This is a genomic window from Flavobacterium sp. N502540, assembly GCF_025947365.1.
Lineage (GTDB): Bacteria > Bacteroidota > Bacteroidia > Flavobacteriales > Flavobacteriaceae > Flavobacterium.
Map to the genome: position 1 here is coordinate 1,886,256 of NZ_CP110012.1, position 21,595 is coordinate 1,907,850.

The 21,595-nt window shown below is 37.0% G+C and carries 17 protein-coding genes; 8 read left to right on the forward strand and 9 right to left on the reverse strand.

Annotation, left to right across the window (positions count from 1 at the left end; all coding sequences use genetic code 11):
• The first annotated feature begins 88 nt into the window (after window positions 1–88).
• Both OLM58_RS08355 and OLM58_RS08360 read left to right on the forward strand, forming a co-directional pair.
• Window positions 89–1,084 carry a TlpA family protein disulfide reductase gene (locus OLM58_RS08355; RefSeq protein ID WP_264531918.1) on the forward strand — a complete coding sequence of 332 codons (996 nt, stop codon included), beginning with the start codon at window positions 89–91 and terminating at the stop codon, window positions 1,082–1,084.
• A gap of 210 nt (window positions 1,085–1,294) precedes the next feature.
• Window positions 1,295–1,642, forward strand: coding sequence for a toxin-antitoxin system YwqK family antitoxin (locus tag OLM58_RS08360; protein ID WP_017494612.1), 348 nt, complete (start codon window positions 1,295–1,297; stop codon window positions 1,640–1,642).
• A 572-nt stretch (window positions 1,643–2,214) separates the two neighbouring features.
• Here OLM58_RS08360 and OLM58_RS08365 read toward each other — a convergent pair.
• The 7 genes from OLM58_RS08365 to OLM58_RS08395 all read right to left on the reverse strand — a co-directional run bounded on the left by OLM58_RS08365 (window position 2,215) and on the right by OLM58_RS08395 (window position 12,428).
• Window positions 2,215–3,372 (reverse strand): PepSY-associated TM helix domain-containing protein, encoded by a 1,158-nt coding sequence (locus OLM58_RS08365; RefSeq protein ID WP_264531919.1) that lies wholly within the window; start codon window positions 3,370–3,372, stop codon window positions 2,215–2,217.
• A 10-nt stretch (window positions 3,373–3,382) separates the two neighbouring features.
• Window positions 3,383–4,942, reverse strand: coding sequence for a PepSY-associated TM helix domain-containing protein (locus OLM58_RS08370; protein WP_264531920.1), 1,560 nt, complete (start codon window positions 4,940–4,942; stop codon window positions 3,383–3,385).
• 3 nt (window positions 4,943–4,945) lie between these two features.
• Window positions 4,946–5,248, reverse strand: a complete 303-nt coding sequence (locus OLM58_RS08375) for a hypothetical protein (protein ID WP_264531921.1) — start codon at window positions 5,246–5,248, stop codon at window positions 4,946–4,948.
• Window positions 5,249–5,261: 13 nt separating this feature from the next.
• A complete protein-coding gene (locus tag OLM58_RS08380; RefSeq protein WP_264531922.1) occupies window positions 5,262–5,594 on the reverse strand; it encodes a hypothetical protein in 333 nt (110 codons plus the stop codon).
• A 58-nt stretch (window positions 5,595–5,652) separates the two neighbouring features.
• Complete coding sequence (locus OLM58_RS08385; protein WP_264531923.1) at window positions 5,653–8,118, reverse strand: TonB-dependent receptor; 2,466 nt, start codon at window positions 8,116–8,118, stop codon at window positions 5,653–5,655.
• 216 nt (window positions 8,119–8,334) lie between these two features.
• Window positions 8,335–9,570, reverse strand: a complete 1,236-nt coding sequence (odhB, locus tag OLM58_RS08390; protein ID WP_017494618.1) for a 2-oxoglutarate dehydrogenase complex dihydrolipoyllysine-residue succinyltransferase — start codon at window positions 9,568–9,570, stop codon at window positions 8,335–8,337.
• Window positions 9,571–9,653: 83 nt separating this feature from the next.
• Entirely contained in the window at window positions 9,654–12,428 is a 2,775-nt protein-coding gene (locus OLM58_RS08395; RefSeq protein ID WP_264531924.1) for a 2-oxoglutarate dehydrogenase E1 component, read from the reverse strand.
• Between the two features lie 116 nt (window positions 12,429–12,544).
• Between OLM58_RS08395 and OLM58_RS08400 the strand changes: the two genes are divergently transcribed.
• Genes OLM58_RS08400 through OLM58_RS08410 form a run of 3 tightly spaced genes read left to right on the forward strand, consistent with a single transcriptional unit; the run spans window position 12,545 to window position 14,085 of the window.
• Complete coding sequence (locus tag OLM58_RS08400; protein ID WP_017494620.1) at window positions 12,545–13,096, forward strand: hypothetical protein; 552 nt, start codon at window positions 12,545–12,547, stop codon at window positions 13,094–13,096.
• Window positions 13,097–13,150: 54 nt separating this feature from the next.
• Entirely contained in the window at window positions 13,151–13,546 is a 396-nt protein-coding gene (locus tag OLM58_RS08405) for a hypothetical protein (RefSeq protein WP_264531925.1), read from the forward strand.
• Between the two features lie 29 nt (window positions 13,547–13,575).
• Entirely contained in the window at window positions 13,576–14,085 is a 510-nt protein-coding gene (locus OLM58_RS08410) for a hypothetical protein (RefSeq protein ID WP_264531926.1), read from the forward strand.
• Between the two features lie 36 nt (window positions 14,086–14,121).
• On the opposite strand, the gene OLM58_RS08415 is transcribed toward OLM58_RS08410, so the two are convergent.
• Window positions 14,122–14,475, reverse strand: a complete 354-nt coding sequence (locus tag OLM58_RS08415) for a hypothetical protein (RefSeq protein ID WP_264531927.1) — start codon at window positions 14,473–14,475, stop codon at window positions 14,122–14,124.
• 41 nt (window positions 14,476–14,516) lie between these two features.
• Window positions 14,517–15,542, reverse strand: coding sequence for a LacI family DNA-binding transcriptional regulator (locus OLM58_RS08420; RefSeq protein WP_070906102.1), 1,026 nt, complete (start codon window positions 15,540–15,542; stop codon window positions 14,517–14,519).
• A 167-nt stretch (window positions 15,543–15,709) separates the two neighbouring features.
• On the opposite strand from OLM58_RS08420, the gene OLM58_RS08425 reads away from it, so the two are divergent.
• From OLM58_RS08425 to OLM58_RS08435, 3 genes are all read left to right on the forward strand, one after another.
• Window positions 15,710–18,349: a TonB-dependent receptor gene (locus tag OLM58_RS08425; RefSeq protein ID WP_264531928.1), complete on the forward strand. Its 2,640-nt coding sequence runs from the start codon at window positions 15,710–15,712 to the stop codon at window positions 18,347–18,349.
• Between the two features lie 147 nt (window positions 18,350–18,496).
• Entirely contained in the window at window positions 18,497–19,717 is a 1,221-nt protein-coding gene (locus OLM58_RS08430) for an MFS transporter (RefSeq protein ID WP_264531929.1), read from the forward strand.
• Window positions 19,707–21,572, forward strand: a complete 1,866-nt coding sequence (locus tag OLM58_RS08435) for an alpha,alpha-trehalase (protein ID WP_264531930.1) — start codon at window positions 19,707–19,709, stop codon at window positions 21,570–21,572. Before OLM58_RS08430 ends, OLM58_RS08435 begins: the two co-directional genes overlap by 11 nt.
• Window positions 21,573–21,595 lie beyond the last annotated feature (23 nt).

The window sequence follows — 21,595 nt, forward strand, 5'->3', positions numbered from 1 at the left end:
TTAGAAATTTGAAATATTTTGTTAATTCTTAAATTTCGAGAGGCTAATTTCGCTAGATTTGGATTACAAAATCTAAACTCTAATTGATATGAACAAATTTTTAATAACCGGTTTGTTGATTTGCAGCACCTTGGGTGTGATCGGTCAGACCAAGAGCTCAATTAAATTTACCGCTAAGATTACGAATAGAAACAGTGATACTTTAGTGATAAAAGGAAAGGATAATTTCAAACAGGTGATTCCAATTAATAAAAAGGGAGTTTTTGTGGCTTCTTTTGATGCTCCTAAAGGGTTTTATATGTTTTCAGATGGAACGGAAGGTTCTAACTTGTATTTAAAACCGAATTCGGATGTTAATCTGACAATGGACGCTAAGGAGTTTGATGAAACAATTGTGTATAAAGGTAAAGGGGTTGAGGAAAGTAATTTTTTGGCTCAGCAGGCTTTAAATGATGAAAGGTTTCAGAAGGAAGCTTTTGTTAAGGAAGCTGCAGAATTTGCATCGTTATTGGAAGCAAAGCTGAAAACGGATATGGCAAGTTTAGAGAAAGGTAATTTTGACGCTGAGTTTACAACGGCTCTGAAAAAGAAATTTGAAAGTTTTAATCGTTATGCGGTTAGTGAATATGAAAGTGTAGCGAAAGCCAATAAGATGAAAGGAACTTTGTCTCCTGATTTTAATTATGAAAACCATAAAGGAGGAAAGACAAAGCTTTCTGATTTAAAAGGAAAGTATGTTTATATTGATCTTTGGGCTACCTGGTGCGCGCCATGCAGAGCAGAGATTCCATATTTACAAAAACTGGAAGAAAAGTATCATGGAAAAAATATTGAGTTCGTGAGTGTATCTGTTGATAAAGCGAAGGATAATGAAAAATGGAAGAAGTTTGTGACGGATAAGAAGCTTGGAGGGATTCAATTGTTTGCTGATAAAGACTGGGAATCTGAGTTTGTAACAAGCTATGGTGTTACCGGAATTCCAAGATTTATTATTGTGGATCCAAGCGGTAAAGTAGTAAGCAGTGATGCAGAAAGACCTTCATCTCCAGAACTTCAGACGCAATTAGATGCGTTATTAAAGTAACTTACGTTTCAAATTACAAGTTTATAAAAGTTTTATATTTTTTTAGGAAATAGCAGTAAAACCAAGGCTTAAGCTTTGGTTTTTTTGTTTTTAAAAAATTTCCAATGTTAAGCTTTTATTTAATGTTACCAAATTGTTAAGTAAAAGTTTTTTTAATGTAAACAATTGATTATATTTGATAAAGATTTGATAACATTAATACCTAAAGATATGAAAAAGTGTGTAATTTTAGTTGCAATATTGTTCTCTGGAATTTTAGTTGCACAAGAGATAAAACCGGAATTGGAAGCTGTTGGAAATAGAGTAAAAGCTACGTATTACTATGAAAATGGTAGTGTTCAACAAGAGGGTTTCTTCAAAGACGGTAAGTTAGATGGTGTTTGGGTATCGTATGATACAAAAGGAAATAAGATGGCTGTTGGAGAATACACTGAAGGAGTAAAAACCGGAAAATGGATTTTCTTCAATGATAAAAATCTTTGCGAAGTGGCGTATGAAAACAGCAAAGTAACATCTGTTAAGAATTTACAGAAAAATGCTTTAGCAAATAGAAATTAAAAGATTTCGAATGATTTATAGAACCGTCTCGTTTTTTAACGAGACGGTTTTTTTATGCCTTTGTATTTCGGTATTTTAGTTTTTTCGGATCAGGTGCAAAAGTTGGGAGTATTGCTCTGAAAGAGCTTAACCAATAGAATGGTGCGCAGCACTATGAGTAATGATAGCGAATATCGGTTACGCCCTGAAAGGGCAGAAGCTTACACGCAAAAAGTTGATTTTATTCTGTTTTGAATTATATTTTATAAAAGAGCGGTTTGGTCTTTATTGAAAATTGTAAGGTATAAGTTTGCTTTTGCCCTTTCAGGGCAATTCTACACCTTAGTCTAATTCATAGTGCTGCGCACGATGTTGTTGCTTTTCAGGCTTTCAGCCTTTTTCTTCCCGACTTTTGTTCTTGATCCTTTTTTTACGCAGATTGCTTCGCCAATTCGCTTTCGCTCGGGTTAGCTGATTGTGCTGATTTTTTTGTTTGGTATTCTGCAAAACAATCTAAATAAATCTGCTAAATCTGCGGGAGTTTAAAAAAATTTGTGGATGAATAAGTCAATAAAATTGAGGAGAGTTCTTTTTTATGCTCTGCTTTTTTTAGATTTTTTATTTCTTCCGTACCAGATGATAAAACCGGTTAGAGGAAGTGCGGCCGCAATTAAGCTTACGATAAAGGCAATAATTTTGCCGGGAAGGTTTAAGATTTGTCCGGTATGGATGCCATAATTCATTTCGACAACCTGTAGGCCTAAAGTTTTCTTTTGGTACGGTTCGCTTTGAATCAGTTTTCCGGTGTTCGGATGAAAATAATAGTTGCTTTGATGGTCGTATCGTAAAGCATGCGGATAAGCTCCTGTGTCGATTATATTACCTTTTTGCTGTGGAAATGTAACAAAATACATTTCGGCATCGGGTTGAAGTTTTGCGGTTGTTGTAAAAGCACGATCGACGGCAGTAACAGAGTTGCTGTTGAATTTGGTCGTATCGATGACAGGTACTTTTATTTCCTGCGTTTTGTCTCCCCCGAAATTGAATGCACTATAGATTCCGTCGCCTACCCATTCGTAGGTAAAAGTTAAACCGGTTATGGCTATAATTACGGCAATAATCGAAATGTAAAATCCGGAAGTATTGTGCCAGTCGTAATTGACACGTCTCCACTTAGCGGACCATTTTACAGTAAAGCTTCGTTTGAGATCACTTTTTCGTTTGGGCCACCATTGAATGAGTCCTGAAATTAATAGTAAAATAAAGATGATGGTTGCGCTTCCAATGATATGTTTTCCTATATAATCCGGTAAGAGTAAATACAAATGAATACGTTCGACAATAATGAAAAAGTCGGTATCGGGATCTTCGGTTTTTAAGTATTTTCCTGTGTAGGGATTGAAGTAGAGGTATCGATTTTCAATGTCAGCATAGGTGTAAACAATTGCAGAACGATTTTTTCCGTAATACGAAACCATACTCGATTTGTAATTTGGAAGAATCTCTTTGGCTTTTTCCTTCAACACGGAGGGCAGAACAAAAGGTTTGTTCTGAGGATCAACGATTCGCCATTCTTTGCGGGTGATGTCTTTTATTTCATCATGGAAACAAAAAATACAACCCGTAATACTGATAATAAAAACAATAAGCCCGGAAATTAATCCGAGCCATTTGTGTAGAAATCGTATTTGTGTTTTGAATCCCATTTTATCGTAAAACGCAAAATTATACGCAAAATCAATGGGGAGCAAGTAATTTTATTTATTTTTTAGAAACGGCTTCGTTTTTAGGTTTTAATGAATAGGCGACATAAAGAGTTATGGAAGCCAGGAATATCCAAAAAACATCTACAAAGAAGACTTGAATTCTGTTTTGCATAAAAGAGGTCCAAAACCAATTTCCGGAGACAATTCCGTTTGTAATTGGGATTAGAAAACCTAATACACTTCCTGAAATTAAGCAGCATTTGTTGGTAAATGCATCATTCTTTTTAAGGATGAAAAAGACTGTAAGAATAAGCCATCCTATAAAGTAAACCATGTATAACTGATCCTGAGTGAGAGGGTAGCATATTTTGGCAGCAATAAAAGCAAAGGCCGTAATCGGGTACATGCTCAGGCATATGGCCAGATAAATTCGAACGACTCCGGCATTAAAGCGTCTTTTCTTTTCGGGTAAGTTGTTTTTTTGTCTGGCGACTAACCAAATCATAACTCCCGAAATGATGACAAAACAGGTAATTATACCTAAAACGAAACTTACAATTTTGAGAGCATAACCTCCATAATCACCAAAATGTATGCGATACAGAACGTTTTTTACCATGTCGAGATAGTTGTTTTGAGTAATCGGATTTTTTCGGGCAATTTCTTTTCCGTCCGCAATTCGATACACAATCTTTCCAATTCCGGTGAATTTTTTATGACTTAACATTTGGCCTTCTACCAGAACATGCATGTTGGCATCTCCGTAATTCTGAATGAAAACACGGGTAATTTCAAAATCTTTCCAGCTGCTTTTTGTTTTCGCAACAAGCTGATCGATATTAAATGGGGCTGCTAATTTCTTATTATCGAATTTGTACTCAGGATCTTTATATTCCAGTTCTTTATATAATTTGTCCTGATCGCCTTTGTATAAAGCCATTACTGCCGGAGCCACAATTAAGAGTTTAATCATGAAAAAGGTTCCGGTTACGGCATATACAAATTGAAAAGGCAAACCAATCATTCCTAAGGCGGTATGTGCATCTGTCCATAAGGTTTTTAGTTTTTCTTTTGGGCGGAAGATATAGAAGTTAGAGATGATTTTTTTCCAATGCAGTAAAAGCCCTGTTACGATGGCAAATAAAAAAAACAAAGCGGTGAAACCCGAAAGGTAATATCCAACCGGATAAGGAATTTGTGCCAGAAAATGCAAGCGGTATAAAAACTCTCCTAAAGAATAAGAATCTTCGTAAGTAAAGGTTTTGAAGGTTTTGGTGTCAAGGTAGAAGAACGATCCTTCTTGTTGTTTTTTGGGGGCCAAAGTATCTTTTGTACCCTCCATATAAACAGCCACTCTTCGTTCCGTACTTGGTTTCGAAATGGTAATGTTTCTTCCGTGTAAGACGTATTCTTTGTCCAGTTTTTGTAAAGCTGAAGTATAGTCGAGCTGGATTTCTTTGGTTAAAGCAGTAGATTCATTTCTTTCCCAATTGATAATTTCATCTCTGAAGAAAGAAAAGGACCCTGCGAAAAAAATCACAAAAAGCACTACACTAATCACAATTCCGCTAACGGTATGGGTATGAAAATAGATGTTGTAATTACGATTGTTCATGGATTATTTTGCTATTGGATTGTAGGTTTGACCCAGGTATATTAAAAGAGAGAAAAGTAAAGTAATAAGGATGTAGATTCCCCATATTTTCCATCCGCTTTTGGCCAGAAAGGCAACGACCATCAGGGCTACCCAGAGGATGAATCCGCTAAAAGCCATGGTCATCAATATATCGGCACGGCTGAACCAGGCTGCTAAGGCCAAATGAAAGGTGACTGAAACAAAATAGCCGCCTACTATGGCAGCTGTGATTTTGGCAAATCTTTGCCATTTGGATTGGGTTAAATATTTTGGATTGGCCGGCATATTTTAAAATGAATTAGTAGTAATAAAATTCCAGTAGCGCTGCGAGGATAAAAAAACCGAGAATAGCAAAGCGGCTTATTTTTTTTAGAGGAGTCAGAATGATGATCAAACTTCCAATAGTCATGAGCTGAATAAAGAACATTAGGGTTCCGCAGCACAAAGATTGTGTAAACAGCCAGAGCGCATAAGCCAGTAAAAGAAGTCCAAGGCCTAAAAACCGGGTTGGTTTAGGATTGTTTTTCATCCATTTTTCGAAACCTAAATCATACGATAATGTGGCTCTTTTCGAGGTGTAGTACAGCGTGTAAAAAGCTAAAAAGACAATAAGACTTGCGATTGTGATCATGATTGACGAAATTTAAAAAACACCTTTCCCGTAAAGAAAGGTGTTTTTTTGATTTTTATTAGAATTTATAAGCGAAACTTACCGCTGCGCTTCTCATGTTTCTGGGATGAATCGTAGACCATCCATCATAAGTATCTGCATTTGCAATGTTATCCATCTTTAAGGTTAAAGTGAATTTCTCTGCAGTATAGAAAATAGAAGAGTTTAATACCGTATATTCAGGAATCGTGAACGCTCCGGTTATTTTTCTGTTCATGATTTTGTTATCACCCACATAATTTCCTCCAAAACCTAATCCGAAACCTTGTAGTGGTCCTTCCAAAAATTTGTAGCTGGCCCAAAGATTGGCTAAATTTCTTGCTCCTGCGCTTTCCGGTCTGAAGTTTACAAATTCAGGATCACCTGCCGTAAGTACTGCATCATTATAGCTGTAGCCAAATACAATATTTAAACCGGCAACAGGGTTAGAAACGATTTCGGCTTCGAAACCTTTATTTCTCTGACCTCCATTTTGGTAAGAAGTAGAGTTTGTAGCATCGGTTCTGATGCTGTAGACCTGATCGGTAACTTTGATATCATAGTAACTGAAAGTGGCGTAAAGTTTGTCTTTGAAAAGGTTCAGTTTAGTACCAACTTCAAATTGATTAGCATGTTCCGGGTTGTAAATTCTTGGAGTTCCCACACCTGCAATCAGGTCTTCTCCGGGAGCAACGTTTGAAAATCCATCCATATAATTGGCGAAAACAGAAACTTTATCCAAAATCGGCTGATACACTAATCCGAATTTAGGAGAAAAAGCAGTTTGATTGTATCCTCCGTTGTCGGCGTTCATAAAGCGGTCTACACGTACACTTGCCATGGCAGACAATGCCGGAGTAAAATTGATGACATCCGAAACATAAACACTGTACACTTCCTGTTTTGTTTTGTTATTGTTTGTTTTTGCTTTTGCTAAAAGAGCATCGGTTCCGGCTTTTGATAAATTTCCGTTATCATCGGTTGTAATGTATTTTGCAGGATCGGTAATTTTGTAGACCTCTTCGTTAACTGTTTTCAAACTGGCATTACCAATGTATACATCTCCATTTGCGACATATCCGGTACTGTTGTTTATCAATGAAGTGTTGAAGTAGTCAAAACCTGTAACAATTCTGTTTCTTAAGGTTCCTATTTTAAAATCACCTATGAAATTCTGTTGAATATCAGTGGTTAAAGTTGTCGAATTTTGATAGTTTAAAGAACGACCTAATACTATTCCTTCGGTAATAGTGGGTATTGATTTCGTTTTTTCGTACAGATAGGTGTAGTAACCTTCAGACTTTGTTGATCCTCTGGAAACCACTGTTTGTGAGGTCCATTCGTTATTAAACTTGTAAATCATCTGTCCTTGCAGATTGTATGAAGGTGTTTCTATAGCAAGCTGGTTACTGGTATAAGAACGTTTGTTGTCATAGCCTAGTTCTTTCATATTGTGAACTCTTAAAGGCGCATCTCTGTCTAAAAACAACATGGTTGGATTGGTCGCTTTATTGTTCATGAATTCAGTATTAACAAAAAACGAAAGTTTATCGTTTACTTCGTAAGACAGAGAAGGGGCAAAAAAGAATGATTTTTTAAATCCTGCATCCTGAAAACTATTTTCATTGTGATAAGCAGAGTTGATGCGTAGGTTTACTTTGTGCTCGTCGTCTAATGGGGTGTTGACGTCGGCAGTAACTCTGTTTAATCCGTAACTTGCAGCGGTGTAGCTTATTTCTCCTCCGAAATGATCGTAAGGTCTTTTGGTTGTAATGTTGATTAATCCTCCGTAGGAAATAAGGCTGCTTCCAAACAAGGTTCCTGATGGCCCTTTGATTACTTCGATTCTGTCGATATTTGCAGGATCAAGACTTCCGTTTGTTAATCCCGGCAATCCGTTAATCATAGTAGGCTGAACAGCAAAACCTCTTAGAGAAAAGTAGCCTGCACCATCATTTCCGCGTCCTGTAGATGCCCAAAGTGGGGTTAGTCCCGGAGCGTTTTTAAGAGCGTCGTCGATATTGGTTACGACTTGTTCTTTTAGCAGCTCGCCTGTAATAGTAGAATAAACTTGCGGGTTTTCAAGATTTTTAAGAGGTAATCTTGATACTTGCTGGTTTTCTTTGCGGGCTAACGGATTCTTTTTGCCGTGACCGTTGATTACGATTTCGTCCAGTTGTTCAGAATTGGAACTGATTGTGAAATCTTCAATTATTTCGTCTCCGCCATTAAGAGAAATACTTTTTTCTTTTGAAGAATGCCCAACCGCAGAAACTTTAATCACATAGTTTCCCGGTTTGATGTTTTTAATTTCGTAAAAACCTCTGCTGTCTGTATTGGTTCCTATTTTGGTCCCTTTTAAGATAATGGTCACATTATCTGCGGCCTGGTTGTTGGTAAGGCTAATTTGTCCTTTTATGCTTGCTCTTTGCTGTGCCCACATGGTTGGAGTCGCAAGCAGTGCAAAGAGAAAAGCCAAAAATGTTGTCGTGTATTTGGTTTTCATTATTATTTAGAATTGATTTTAATAGTGCAAATTTAAGTACAGAATACAAATCAAACAAACTATTCTTATTTATTCTAAATAAAACAATTTTTAAAGGGTAAAATTTTTTATTGTTTAATTTTTTAACATCTTAAGTCGATTTTAAGTTAATATTAAGAAAAAAAACCTGCTTCAGTTAAGAAGCAGGTTTTGTATGATTGTTGAAAAGTATTACAATTACAATTCTAAAGCGCGTTTAGCATCTCCATTCATCAATAACTCTAATGGATTTTCTAAAGCTTCTTTTACGGCTACTAAGAAACCAACTGACTCACGTCCGTCGATGATTCTGTGATCGTAAGAAAGAGCTACGTACATCATTGGGTGAATTTCCACTTTACCGTTTACAGCAATTGGACGCTCGATGATGTTATGCATTCCTAAGATTCCTGACTGAGGAGGGTTGATAATTGGAGTACTCAACATACTTCCGAATACTCCACCATTAGTAATAGTGAAAGTTCCTCCCGTCATGTCGTCAACTGTAATTTGACCGTCACGTGCTCTAAGCGCTAATCTTTTGATTTCAGCCTCGATTCCACGGAAAGTTAATAATTCAGCGTTACGAACTACTGGTACCATTAATCCTTTTGGTCCTGAAACTGCGATTGAGATGTCAGCAAAATCGTAAGCAATTTTGTAGTCACCATCCATCATTGAGTTAACATCAGGGTATAATTCTAAAGCTCTTGTAACTGCTTTTGTAAAGAATGACATGAATCCTAAACCTAAACCACCATGTTTTGCTTTGAAAGCATCTTTGTATTCGTTACGAATTTGGTTGATTGGTGTCATGTTTACTTCGTTGAAAGTAGTAAGCATAGCTGTTTCGTTTTTAGCCGAAACTAATCTCTCTGCTACTTTACGACGCAACATAGATAATTTTGTACGCTCAGTTCCACGGCTTCCTCCTGTTGGAGTTCCCATTGAAGGTACTGCATTTACAGCGTCATCTTTAGTGATTCTGCCACCTTTACCAGTTCCTGAAACTGAAGCCGGAGCAATGTTTTTCTCGTCTAATATTTTTCTTGCTGCCGGAGATGGAGTTCCTGCTGCGTAACTTGTTGCTGCCGGAGCCTGAACCGGAGCAGCTTTTGGTGCTTCAGCTTTTACTTCCGCTTTTGGTGCTTCTGCCTTTGGAGCTTCAGCAGCCGGAGCAGATCCTGATGGTTTAGCTGCGTCAGTATCGATTAAACAAACTACAGCACCTACCGCTACTGTATCACCTTCTTCTGCTTTAAGCGTAATAACTCCGCTCATTTCAGCAGGAAGTTCAAGAGTAGCTTTGTCTGAATCAACTTCAGCAATAGCCTGATCTTTTTCTACATAATCGCCGTCTTTTACTAACCAAGTTGCGATTTCAACTTCTTTTATAGATTCCCCTGGTGAAGGGACTTTCATTTCTAAAATCATCTTATTTCTTTGTTTAAAGTTTATTTTGTTTAAAGTTTCAGGTTTTGTAGGGGCCCGAAACTTTAAACTTGAAACATTGTTTTTTATCTGAATAAATTTTTATCGAATACCATTCTGATAGCATCAGCGTGACGACGTTTTGAACGTGTGTAACTTCCTGATGCCGGAGCAGAGTAAGCTTTCAATGAAGCTAATCTCCATTTCACAAGGTCAAAGTTCATCAACATAAAGCTGTAAGCTCCCATGTTTTTAGGCTCTTCCTGTGCCCAAACGTAATCGTCAGCATTTGGATATTGTGCGATGATTTCTTTGATTTGCTCCACAGGGAAAGGGAACAATTGCTCGATACGAACCACTGCAACGTCATTTCTTCCGTTGTTTTCTCTTTCAGCTACAATGTCGTAGTAGAATTTACCGGTACAGAATACTAAAGATTTTACGTCTTTTTTGTTTACTGTACTATCGTCGATTGTTTCCTGGAAACTTCCGTTTGCTAATTCCTCAACAGTAGATACGCATCTTGGATCACGTAATAAACTTTTTGGAGAGAAAACTACCAATGGTTTACGGAATTTTGTTTTCATTTGTCTTCTGATCAAGTGGAAGAAGTTAGCCGGTGTTGTACAATCGGCAACATACATATTGTGTCTTGCACAAAGTTGTAAGTAACGTTCCATTCTTGCAGAAGAGTGCTCAGCTCCCTGACCTTCATATCCGTGAGGCAATAATAAAACAATACCGTTTTGGTTGTTCCATTTGTCTTCTCCACAAGAAATATACTGGTCAATCATGATTTGGGCTCCGTTAGAGAAATCTCCAAACTGTGCTTCCCAGATCGTTAAAGCATTTGGATTCGCTAATGCATATCCATAATCAAAACCAAGAACACCATATTCAGATAAAAGCGAGTTGAAAACACCGAATTTTCCTTTTTTGTTCGCTATAGTGTCCAGTAAAATTACTTCTTCTTCAGAATCTTCTACTTTAACTACTGCATGACGGTGAGAGAATGTACCACGCTCTACGTCCTGACCGGAAATACGAACGTCAAATCCTTCTGTTAAAAGCGAACCGTAAGCTAATGCTTCTGCAGTTCCCCAATCAAGAGTGTTGTTGTCGTATCCTACTTTTCTGTCGGTAACAATTTTAGTGATCTTGTTGATGAATTTCTTGTCTGCCGGTAACGTTGAGATCGTATTGATGATAGAATCCAGTTCCTTCTTGTCAAAAGTAGTATCTGTTTTTTCTAACATTTGCGTATCTGTTACCTGAACAAATCCATTCCATTCGTTTTGCATGAACGGAGTTATAATAGTCAAATCTTTTTTACGGGAAGCTTCTAAGTTTTCCTCTAAAGCAGATTTGTATTCTTTTTCTAAAGCATTTACATAAGAGGCATCGATTATGCCGTCAGACAATAATTTCTCTGCATAAATATCTCTTGGATTTTTATGTTTAGCGATGATTTTGTATAAAACAGGTTGTGTAAAACGAGGCTCATCACCTTCGTTATGACCGTACTTTCTGTATCCTAATAAATCGATAAATACGTCACGTCCAAATTGCATTCTGTAGTCTAAGGCAAAAGATACGGCATGTACAACAGCCTCAGCATCGTCGGCATTTACGTGTAATACAGGTGAAAGCGTTACTTTGGCAACATCTGTACAGTAAGTAGACGAACGTGCATCTAAATAGTTAGTGGTAAAACCAACCTGATTGTTGATTACAATATGAATAGTACCGCCTGTTTTGTAACCGTCAAGCAATGACATTTGAATGATTTCGTACAAGATTCCCTGACCTGCGATTGCAGCATCTCCGTGAACGGCAATAGGTAATACTTTAGAGAAATCGTTCGGGTAGTATTTGTCTTGTTTTGCTCTTGTGATTCCTTCAATTACAGCTCCAACCGTTTCTAAGTGAGAAGGGTTTGGTGCTAAATTGATATTGATGTTTTTTCCTGTTCTTGTTTTTTTGTCGGCAGTAAGACCTAAGTGGTATTTAACGTCACCATCAAAATACTCTTGGTCGTAATCCTTACCATCAAACTCACCAAAAATATCCTGAGTTGATTTTCCGAAGATGTTAGCCAAAACGTTCAAACGGCCACGGTGAGCCATTCCCATTACGAATTGTTCTACTCCTTTTTCGGCAGCCTGCTCGATTAAAGCGTCCAAAGCCGGGATGATAGATTCTCCACCTTCTAATGAGAATCGTTTTTGTCCTACATATTTAGTATGCAGGAAGTTCTCGAAAGATACGGCCTGGTTTAATTTATTTAAGATTGTTTTCTTTTCGTCAGAAGAGAAGTTTGGCTGGTTTACATTTACAGCCAGTTTGTCCTGGATCCATTTTACAACGCCGGGATTTCTGATGTACATGTATTCGATACCAATGTGCTGGCAGTAAATAGTCTGAAGACGTGTAACAATATCCTGTAGTGTAGAAGGAGCTACTCCGATTGCCTGAGCAGCATCAAAAACTGTTGAAAGATCAGCAGTTGTTAATCCGAAATTTTCAATGTCTAAAGTTGGAGACGATGTTCTGCGATCACGAACAGGGTTTGTTTTGGTAAACAAGTGCCCGCGAGTACGGTAAGCATCGATTAATTTTAGGACATTGAATTCTTTTTGTAATTTATCAGAAACTAAACTACAATCTACGTTGTCGTTTGTTACGTATTCAACGATTCGTTGAACCGGATTTTCGTCATTATAAGTCGTTTGTCCAAAATCGAAACCTTGAAAAAAACTTCTCCAGCTTGGCTCAACGCTATCTGGGTTTACTAAATACTGATCATATAATTGTGCGAAAAACTCTGTATGCGCTGCATTTAAAAATGAAAACCTATCCATAATATGAGTGAATATACTTTTTGTTAAATAGAATCGCAAAAGTACAACAATCACATTTATTTAAATCTTTTTTTTACGTACTTTTACGTAAAAATTTGTTAAAAATAGACTCAACTATGGATAAAAATCAAATTTCAATCGTTTTCAAAACTTTTTTTGTGATTTTGGCCGTCTCATTTTCGAGTTCTGCATTTGCACAGCAAAAATATGTCATAGACAACAGCAATCATTTTTGGGAGAAAGTTCAGTTTGGAGGAGGTCTTGGTTTAGGAATTGGTTCCGGATATACGGATATTTCGGTTTCACCAAGTGCCATTTATAATGTAAACGAAATAGTGGCTGTTGGTGTCGGATTGCAGTTTGGTTATTTGTCTTCTAAAAACTATTACAGCTCTTTTGTCTATGGCGGAAGTGTGGTTGGACTCGTGAATCCGATTCCTGAAATTCAGTTGTCAGCAGAATTGGAACAGGTTCGTATAAATACTGACTATAAATCAACGGCCTATCGACCAAGTTACTCTGATGATTATTGGAATACCGCCTTATACCTCGGTGCGGGTTACCGAACCGGGAGTGTTACTATCGGAGCACGTTATGATGTTTTGTATGATAAAAATACAAGTCTTTACGGATCCGGATTTATGCCTTTTGTGAGAGTTTACTTTTAGAGGTGCTAAGGTTCTGAGGTACTAAGTTTTAGATTGAGAATAAAAAATCTTTAAATGGATCAAGCTTTATATTCTGAAGTAACTTTAAAATATTTGATACAAAATCATGTTGAATTTTTAGAAAACATTGACTTTGAGGAAGATAAGTCTTTTGGGTGTTCTATAAAAAGTATGAGTGGAAACAGATTTTTGTGGATTGCGACTTATGATTTGGAAATAACCATTGGTTTTGAAAATTCTGAAAAAGAATGTGATTGGCATTTCCATATAGGATCATCGGGAGGAAATAATCAGTATGAAGAATTAAAAGAATTGAGTAAAGAGCTGAATAAAATTTTAAGTAATGAACAAGTTTTTATTTTAGAACATGATAAATATATTCCATTTGATAAAAATGAAAGGTCAGCTGTAAAAGAAAATAAAAAGTTTTTTGTGTGGAATGAGATATAAGAATTTAAAACCTTAGAACCTCTTTTTAAATGAATTATTATACATATTGGTCTATTTCGGACTTGCCATCTAACACAAGATCCTTTGATGTCTTTTTTTGGGTTGCAATTGTTTCTCTTATTCTTTGGATTTTGATTAAAAAGTTCAAAAGGAAAAATAATGATTATGAAAAGTTGATACTATTATGGTCAGTTGGTGCCGTTTTTAGTTTATCAGTAATCATGTTTTCCTATTTGAAATTATATACAACTGATACAACGGAAAAAAGAATTCAGAACCTTTTGAATTCTCCAAATGTGTTTGTGGTAGAGGGTATTATTACTGATTTTAAAAGGGAAAAGCAAGTTAAGAAAATGGCAACTATTACTTGGGAAAGCTTTGTGGTCGACTCTGTTCAGTTTAAATATAATGATGCATTATTAGGAGGATTTAATGATTTCAGTAAAGCAAATAATGGAGTTTTTAGAGATGATTTACCAGTTAGAATAACTTATGGAAAAGAAAACCACGAAATTCTAAAAATAGAAATCGCAAAGTAAAGCCTTAGCATCTCAGTACCTTAGCATCTTAGCGCCTTACTTAAAATTCTTCCGAAACCAAACCTTCTGCCACTCTCTTTTTAAAATCAAAAAAGAAACCTGCTCGGCTAAGATTACCAAATCAGAACCGTCGAGTTTTTTGATTTCATTTTCAGGCACATCAATGATGTAAAGCAGATTGAGGTACTCCGCAAATTTGTACTGAATCATTCTGTAGATTTTCTCGTGAAGCTGAATCTTTAGTTCGTCGGGAGAAATACTCATTGGAAAATCTATTCCTTCGTTGGCCAAATTAAAATCTTTATTAATCTGCTCAATCAAACTTAAATATAGATTTTCGCTTTCGGCATCGGCCAATAAAATATCGGTATTTGCGGGGATTGGAAACATTGATGCTTTTTAAGAATTGACGCAAAGTTAAAACTAAAAAATCATTTAACAGTCGATTCTCTTTCAATGATTCTTGTAGGGAGTTCAATAATTTGATGCGTCACCGGACGATGTTCTTTCAGGTCGGCAATTTCATCTATTAAAAGCGAAACCGCCTGATGCCCCATTTCAAAGCCGGGTTGGTCAATAGTAGTCAGTTTAGGTGAGATAACCGTACTCATAAACCAGTTGCTAAAGCCAAAAACCGCTACCTGTTCCGGTGTTTTGATTCCCGCCTCATTAAAATATTTGATAATTCCGATGGCTACCAGATCAGTGATGGCAAAAATCGCGTCTATGTCCGGGTGTTCTGTCATTATTTTCTGGGCATTTTCGTAGCCATCCTCAAAATCGGTATTGTTATCGCACACGTAGACCAGTTTGGAATCGTATTCAATTCCGTGTGCTTCCAAAGCTCTTTTGTATCCTAAGAATCTGTCGATGGAGTTTTGAGGAACGTACGAACCCCTGAAATGTGCGATCTTTTTGAATCCTTTATTAATGAGGTAAGAAACAGCGTCGAATGCTGCTTTGGCATCATTGATCACTACTTTGGAACAATCGACTCTTTTGGCAATTTTATCAAACAAAACAACAGGGGTGTTTTTACGGATGGCTTCATTAATATGAGTAAAGTCATCTGTTTCATTAGAGAGCGACATTAAAACCCCGTCAACACGTTTTTGAATTAATAGGGCCAGCTGTTTTTTCTCCAGTTCGTATTTTTCGTTGGATTGTAATATAATGACAAGATAGCCTCTTTTTTCGGCTTCTTCGAGAATACCATTTAAGACACTGGAGAAGAAATGATGCACGGTAGCCGGAATGATTACGCCTATTGTTTTGGTTTCGTTGGTTCTCAGATTTACCGCAACCGAATTAGGCATGTAATTCATGGTTTCGGCCATCTCGATCACACGGGCACGTGTAGACTTACTAATGTCGGTATAGCCTTTTAATGCCTTTGAAACCGTGGTAACCGAAATTCCCAATGCCGATGCTATATCTATTAATTTGGTGTCATTCATGAAATAAAAGTACTAAAAAATAAAGTGTATTAATAAAAAATTAACTTCCGAAAACGTTTTAGGGGATTTCGAAAACGTTTTCGATTTAGAATTCTTAAATTAGAGTTAATTCCTTGAGTAAGTTTACATTTCATAAATGAAAGATTAACTAACTAAACCAAAAAATCATGAAACAGCAACATTCTTATTTAGGCATATTATTTTTGATATTGTGCTTAATCTCTGTTCCAAACCATCTGTTTGCACAGCATAAAAATACCGTTTCCGGAAAGGTACTTGATGATAGCGGACAAACTATTCCGGGAGCCAATGTTTCTCTTAAAGGAACAGATAAAAATACGATTACAGATGAAAACGGAAGATTTGTATTTTCCAGTATTCCCGCAGGAGATTATACCATTGTAGCGACTAATGTGGGCTATAAAACCTTTGGAAAACAAATCACCGTAAAAGAAGGAGAATCTCTAGAGGTTAATTTACTTCTGGAAGGGGAATCGCAAAGTTTGAAAGAAGTGGTCGTAACAGGTTCTTCAAGTCCGAGGTCGAAATTAGAATCCAGTGTGGCCATTACCACCATGGGCGCTAAGGCTATCGAAGACAGAGCACCTGCAAGTACGGCTGCTTTATTGCAAACGATTCCCGGATTTGTGGTGGAAGCCTCGGGAGGAGAAATTGGAAATAACCTTTTTGCTAGAGGAATCCCCTCTGCGGGAGCCTATGAGTATGTACAGATTCAGGAAGACGGATTGCCGGTTTTTGAAGATGGGGCTTTGCAGTTTGCGAATGCCGATACTTTTTACAGACTAGACGAAACTGTGAGTAAAATGGAAGCGGTTCGTGGAGGTTCGGCATCTATTTTTGCTAATAATGCGCCGGGAGGAATCATCAATTTTATTTCTAAAACTGGTCAGAATGACTTTCAGGGAAAAGCAAAGTTTTCGACTTCAGATTACGGAATGTTCCGAACAGATCTTAATTTATCGGGTGCTTTAATCCAGGACAAATTGTTCTTTAACGTTGGAGGTTTTTACAGAGCCGATAATGGAGTGAGAAATACCGGTTTTACAGCCAATAAAGGAGGGCAGATCAAAGGAAATATTACCTATAAATTTGATGATAACGATTATTTGAGAATTAACTTCAAACATCTGGATGACAGAAATACGTTCTATTTACCGATTCCGTTAAAAAGTAATAATGGAAAAATCGAAGGAATTCCGGGCTTTAATCCAAATTACGGAACCTTGACTTCAGTAAATTTCAGCCGTTTAAATGTACTGCAATATGGTGGGGGAACTTTTAGTGCAGATTTAGAAGATGGTTCTCATCCGATCATCAATTCGATTGGTGCTGAATTTAAAAAGAAGATATCTGAGAAAGTGACGTTCAAGAATGCCTTTAAGCAAACCAATATCAATTTGAATTACAATGCTATTTTTCCAAATGGCGGTCCATGGACACAAGATGCTTATGCAACAGGAGTTCAGAATACAACGGCTAGTAACCTGACTTATTCTTATGTGGATAATGGAGCAACACTTGATCCGAATGCCTTAATTATGAGAGCAGATCTTTGGCACATCGAAAAAAAGATGAACAATTTTGCGAACAATTTCTCTTTTGCGTTTGATTTAGATCCTGTAAAACTGACTGCAGGTTACTATTATTCCAACTGGAAATCGAATCAATACTGGAACTGGAATTCGTATTTAGTGGGAGTTTCAGACAATCCGAGGCTCTTGAATGTAAAAGACAATACATCAGGCGTAAATCATACCTGGAATGGGATTGAAAGAATTACATGGCTGGAAAGAGATGCGCAAACTAAAGGAGTTTTGAATGATGTTTATGCTGATGCCGAAATTAAAGCGACAGACAAGCTGACTTTCAATGCTGGTTTACGATATAACAAAGACAAATATTCAGGGTACCGAGACAATGCGAGATTTTTTGCAGAGAATTTGGGAGTTTTAAACAATAATACGGCGGATGATAAGGTAACAACGGTGAAAGGAAATCCGTATACGTATTGGAGATATGATGTGAGTGAATGGTCGTATACCGCTGCCGGAAACTACAAATTCAATGACAATATGGCTTCGTATGTACGTTACAGCCACGGTTTCAGATCGCCTATTGAAGAGTCTTTTTATGATAATGCAGCCGATTTGAGCAAGCTGGAAAACACCGAAGTAAATCAGTTTGAGTTGGGGTATAAATATTCTAATTCTTTCTTCAATATAAATGCCAACCTGTTTCATATGAATTTGAAAAATGTTGCTTTTACTGATATTTTATCAGATGGATCTTCTGAGAATAAATTCGCCGACGTAAACAATATTGGTCTTGAAGTAGAAACCAATGCCAGATACAAAATGGTAAAAATGAACTTTACGTTCACCGTTCAAAAACCGGAGTACGATAATTTTACGGGTACCAACGCTGACGGATCTACTTTTAATTTTAACGGAAACACAGCTAGGAGAATACCTAAGTTTTTCTGTAACTTAAGACCGGAAGTTGATATTACAAAAGATATTACAGCTTATGTGCAGTTCTCTTATTATGATAAAAAATTCACGAATCAGGACAATAAACAAGTTTTGCCGGCTTATAAAGAAGTAGGGGCAGGATTAAATTATACCTATCATAATCTTCGTTTTGCGGTTGATGCTTCAAACTTGTTCAATGAAATTGGTTTAACTGAAGGTGACCCAAGACAGACTACTTCTGCAGCAAGTGATGTTTTTATGGCAAGACCAATTTTAGGACGCGCCTTTAGATTTTCGGTAGCGATTAATTTTTAAGAGATGTAAGATGTGAAATGTGAAATGTAAGATGTGAGGTGTAGAGTATGTTCGAAACTTGAAACTTGAAACTTGAAACCTGAAACCTGAAACTTGAAACCGGAAACTTGAAACATTTCGCCAACTAAAAGACAAACCAATAAGTACATGAAAAATATAGGAATCAAAATTTCACTTTACCTCAATTATTTTGTCTTCGCTATTCTATTGAATAGCGTGGGCATTGTGATTTTGAAATCGCAGAAAAATTATGGAGTAGATGAAGTTCAGGCGAGTATTTTAGAAGCGTTTAAGGACATGCCTATTGCGATTGTTTCCTTTTTTATAGCCTCTTTTTTACCCAGAATCGGATATCGAAAATCCATGCTGATTGGTTTGGGGTTAGTTACTCTGGCTTGTATTTCTATGTATTTTGGGAATTCATTCGACAATGCTAAAATTCTCTTTGCAACCGTTGGAGTGTCATTTGCTTTGATTAAAGTTTCGGTTTATTCCTTAATAGGTACCGTGACCGAAACCAAAAAAGAGCACAATGCTTTGATGAGCAGTATTGAAGGTTTTTTTATGGTTGGAATCGCACTGGCTTATTTTCTGTTTCCGGCTTTTAATAAGGAAGAAGATCCCAATTCGTGGCTAAATGTGTATTGGTTTCTGGCCGGATTGTCGTTGCTGTCGTTTCTGTTTTTGTTATTTGTGAAGTTCGAAGAAACTGAAGTTACAGCAGGAGCAGATCTCAGAGACGATTTCATGCAAATGTTCCGTTTAATGGCAAAGTTGTTAACGGTTATTTTTGTCATCAGTGTCTTTTTGTTTGTAATGATTGAACAGGGAATTCTTTCCTGGCTGCCTACATTCAATACCAAAGTGCTGCATTTGCCTGAAAATATAAGTATTATGATGGCTAGTATTTTGGCCATTTCACTGGCAGCCGGAAGGATGATTGCCGGAATTGTAACTAAAAAAGTGGGCTGGCTCTGGGTGTTGAGTTTCTGTATTCTTTCAGCCATGCTGATTGTGGTTTTTGTACTTCCAAAAACCGTCGGATTAGAAGTGAAAAGTATCAATGCTTTGGCAGATATACCTTTAATTGGTTTCGCATTTCCTTTAATCGGACTGTTTATTGCGCCTATTTATCCGTTGTTAAATTCCATTGTATTAAGTGCGCTGCCTAAAAACCTTCAAAGTTCAATGACGGGATTAATCGTGATTTTCTCGGCTCTTGGCGGAACATTAGGCTCCAGAATAACAGGCTGGCTGTTTAAAAATGAAGGACCGGAAAAGGCATTTTATTTTACTTTGATTCCAATGTCTTTATTATTAGTATCCTTTTTTATTCTTAAAAAAATAACTGCAAAAGATGAAATTTAAACTACATATATCCCAAACTATCGAAAAACTATTGGCTCAGGAAGATACTGACGGTGATAAAAAAATAACGATTGATGATCATGGTCCGAAGCGATTTTTGCTGAACGGTGAAGAGGGAAATTCAATCCTTATTGAAGGAACCTATCAGCTTTCAAACTTATTGCAGGAATTGGCTTTGGCTAAAAAAGAAAATATTGAATTTGCCGAAATCAGTCTGGATCAAATCATTGAAGATCCTGTAAAAAGAATCTCCGGAAAAATAAAAAACCTGTACTGGAAAGGGCTAACACGTACGATCGATGCCAATGGGGTGAAAAAAATACTGGAAGACAATAAAATAGAAAATGCTATTTCGTATTTGTACGTGCCTTTTGGAGATGAAATCGTTTTTGATTATTTCAAAAAACTGGAAGCTGTAACACCAAAGTTAAAAGTGGTACAAATGCCGAAACATATTTCACCGGAGTATGTATTGTCGCTCAATCAAAAACCGGGTATACTGGCTTTGGCGCTTCAAATTAAAAACAATGAAATTTCGGGAGTTCCTTTTGTAGTTCCCGGTGGGAGGTTTAATGAAATGTACGGCTGGGACAGTTATTTTATTGCTAAAGGACTTTTGATAGATGATAAAATAGAGTTGGCTCTGGGAATTGCAGAGAATTTTAAATACCAGATTGATCATTACGGAAAAATACTAAATGCCAACCGGAGTTATTATTTAACCCGTACGCAGCCTCCGCTTTATACGTCCTTGATCAGAGATGTTTTGGAAAAATCGAATCCGGATATTTTCTGGATTGAAAGACATTTAAAAACGGCCATTAAAGAATATCTGACGGTTTGGATGGAGGAAGGCAAAAGACTAACCGCTAATGGGTTGAATCGGTACAAAGCTGAAGGAATCGGACTTCCGTTTGAAGTGGAAGAGGGGCATTTTGATGATATTCTGGAGCAATACGCACCAAAATACAATTTGTCTACCCGCGAATTCGAAAAAAAATATCTGGAAAGGGAAGTGGTCGATGCTGAACTGGATAAGTATTTTATTCACGACCGAAGCATGCGCGAAAGCGGTCATGACACGACCAACAGACTGGTTGGAATTTGTGCCAATTTGAATACCGTTGCGATCAACAGTCTGCTTTACAAATATGAAACGGATATTGCGTTTTTGATTAGGAAGTATTTTAAAAACGAATTTCAATATTTTGAGGACCAGTCTTTTTCAACCGAATATTGGCTTGCGAAAGCAGCTTCGAGAAAAGAAAAAATCAATCAATTGTGCTGGAATTCAGAATACGGATGTTATCTGGATTATAATTTTGTAAATGAGGAGCAGCATTTTTTTGAGGCTGCAACTACTTTTTACCCGCTTTGGGCCAAAATAAGCACGCCCGAACAAGCAGATATTCTGGTAAAAAAGACCCTTCCAAAATTTAAAATGAAAGGTGGAATTGCTGGAAGTACCAAAGAATCCATTGCAGCTATAGACGAAAACGCGCCTGTGCGTCAATGGGATTATCCGTTTGGATGGGCACCGCATCAAATGCTTTTGTGGGAAGGTTTGCTGAATTATAATTTTAATGAAGAAGCACAGGAAATGGTATACCGCTGGCTTTGGCTGATTACCAGAAATGCAGTGGATTATAACGGAACCATTCCGGAAAAGTTTGATTTATCGATCAGTTCGCATAAAATCTTTGCAGAATATGGAAACGTCGGAACCGAATTTGACTTTATCCCCGAAGAAGGTTTTGGATGGATGAATGCTTCGTACCAGTATGGTTTAACCATTTTGGAAGAAGATTTAAAACAAAAATTATCGGAGTTGGTTGATCCGGATGTACTTTTTTAGTTAAAAGGGGGCTTCGACTTCGC

What these genes read in the sequence shown, in the direction of transcription:
- OLM58_RS08355 (WP_264531918.1), top strand. Translation starts at nt 89, where the DNA reads ATGAACAAATTTTTAATAACCGGTTTGTTGATTTGCAGCACCTTGGGT.
- OLM58_RS08360 (WP_017494612.1), top strand. Translation starts at nt 1,295, where the DNA reads ATGAAAAAGTGTGTAATTTTAGTTGCAATATTGTTCTCTGGAATTTTA.
- OLM58_RS08370 (WP_264531920.1), bottom strand. Translation starts at nt 4,942, where the DNA reads ATGAACAATCGTAATTACAACATCTATTTTCATACCCATACCGTTAGC.
- OLM58_RS08375 (WP_264531921.1), bottom strand. Translation starts at nt 5,248, where the DNA reads ATGCCGGCCAATCCAAAATATTTAACCCAATCCAAATGGCAAAGATTT.
- OLM58_RS08380 (WP_264531922.1), bottom strand. Translation starts at nt 5,594, where the DNA reads ATGATCACAATCGCAAGTCTTATTGTCTTTTTAGCTTTTTACACGCTG.
- OLM58_RS08385 (WP_264531923.1), bottom strand. Translation starts at nt 8,118, where the DNA reads ATGAAAACCAAATACACGACAACATTTTTGGCTTTTCTCTTTGCACTG.
- odhB (WP_017494618.1), bottom strand. Translation starts at nt 9,570, where the DNA reads ATGATTTTAGAAATGAAAGTCCCTTCACCAGGGGAATCTATAAAAGAA.
- OLM58_RS08395 (WP_264531924.1), bottom strand. Translation starts at nt 12,428, where the DNA reads ATGGATAGGTTTTCATTTTTAAATGCAGCGCATACAGAGTTTTTCGCA.
- OLM58_RS08400 (WP_017494620.1), top strand. Translation starts at nt 12,545, where the DNA reads ATGGATAAAAATCAAATTTCAATCGTTTTCAAAACTTTTTTTGTGATT.
- OLM58_RS08405 (WP_264531925.1), top strand. Translation starts at nt 13,151, where the DNA reads ATGGATCAAGCTTTATATTCTGAAGTAACTTTAAAATATTTGATACAA.
- OLM58_RS08410 (WP_264531926.1), top strand. Translation starts at nt 13,576, where the DNA reads ATGAATTATTATACATATTGGTCTATTTCGGACTTGCCATCTAACACA.
- OLM58_RS08415 (WP_264531927.1), bottom strand. Translation starts at nt 14,475, where the DNA reads ATGTTTCCAATCCCCGCAAATACCGATATTTTATTGGCCGATGCCGAA.
- OLM58_RS08420 (WP_070906102.1), bottom strand. Translation starts at nt 15,542, where the DNA reads ATGAATGACACCAAATTAATAGATATAGCATCGGCATTGGGAATTTCG.
- OLM58_RS08425 (WP_264531928.1), top strand. Translation starts at nt 15,710, where the DNA reads ATGAAACAGCAACATTCTTATTTAGGCATATTATTTTTGATATTGTGC.
- OLM58_RS08430 (WP_264531929.1), top strand. Translation starts at nt 18,497, where the DNA reads ATGAAAAATATAGGAATCAAAATTTCACTTTACCTCAATTATTTTGTC.
- OLM58_RS08435 (WP_264531930.1), top strand. Translation starts at nt 19,707, where the DNA reads ATGAAATTTAAACTACATATATCCCAAACTATCGAAAAACTATTGGCT.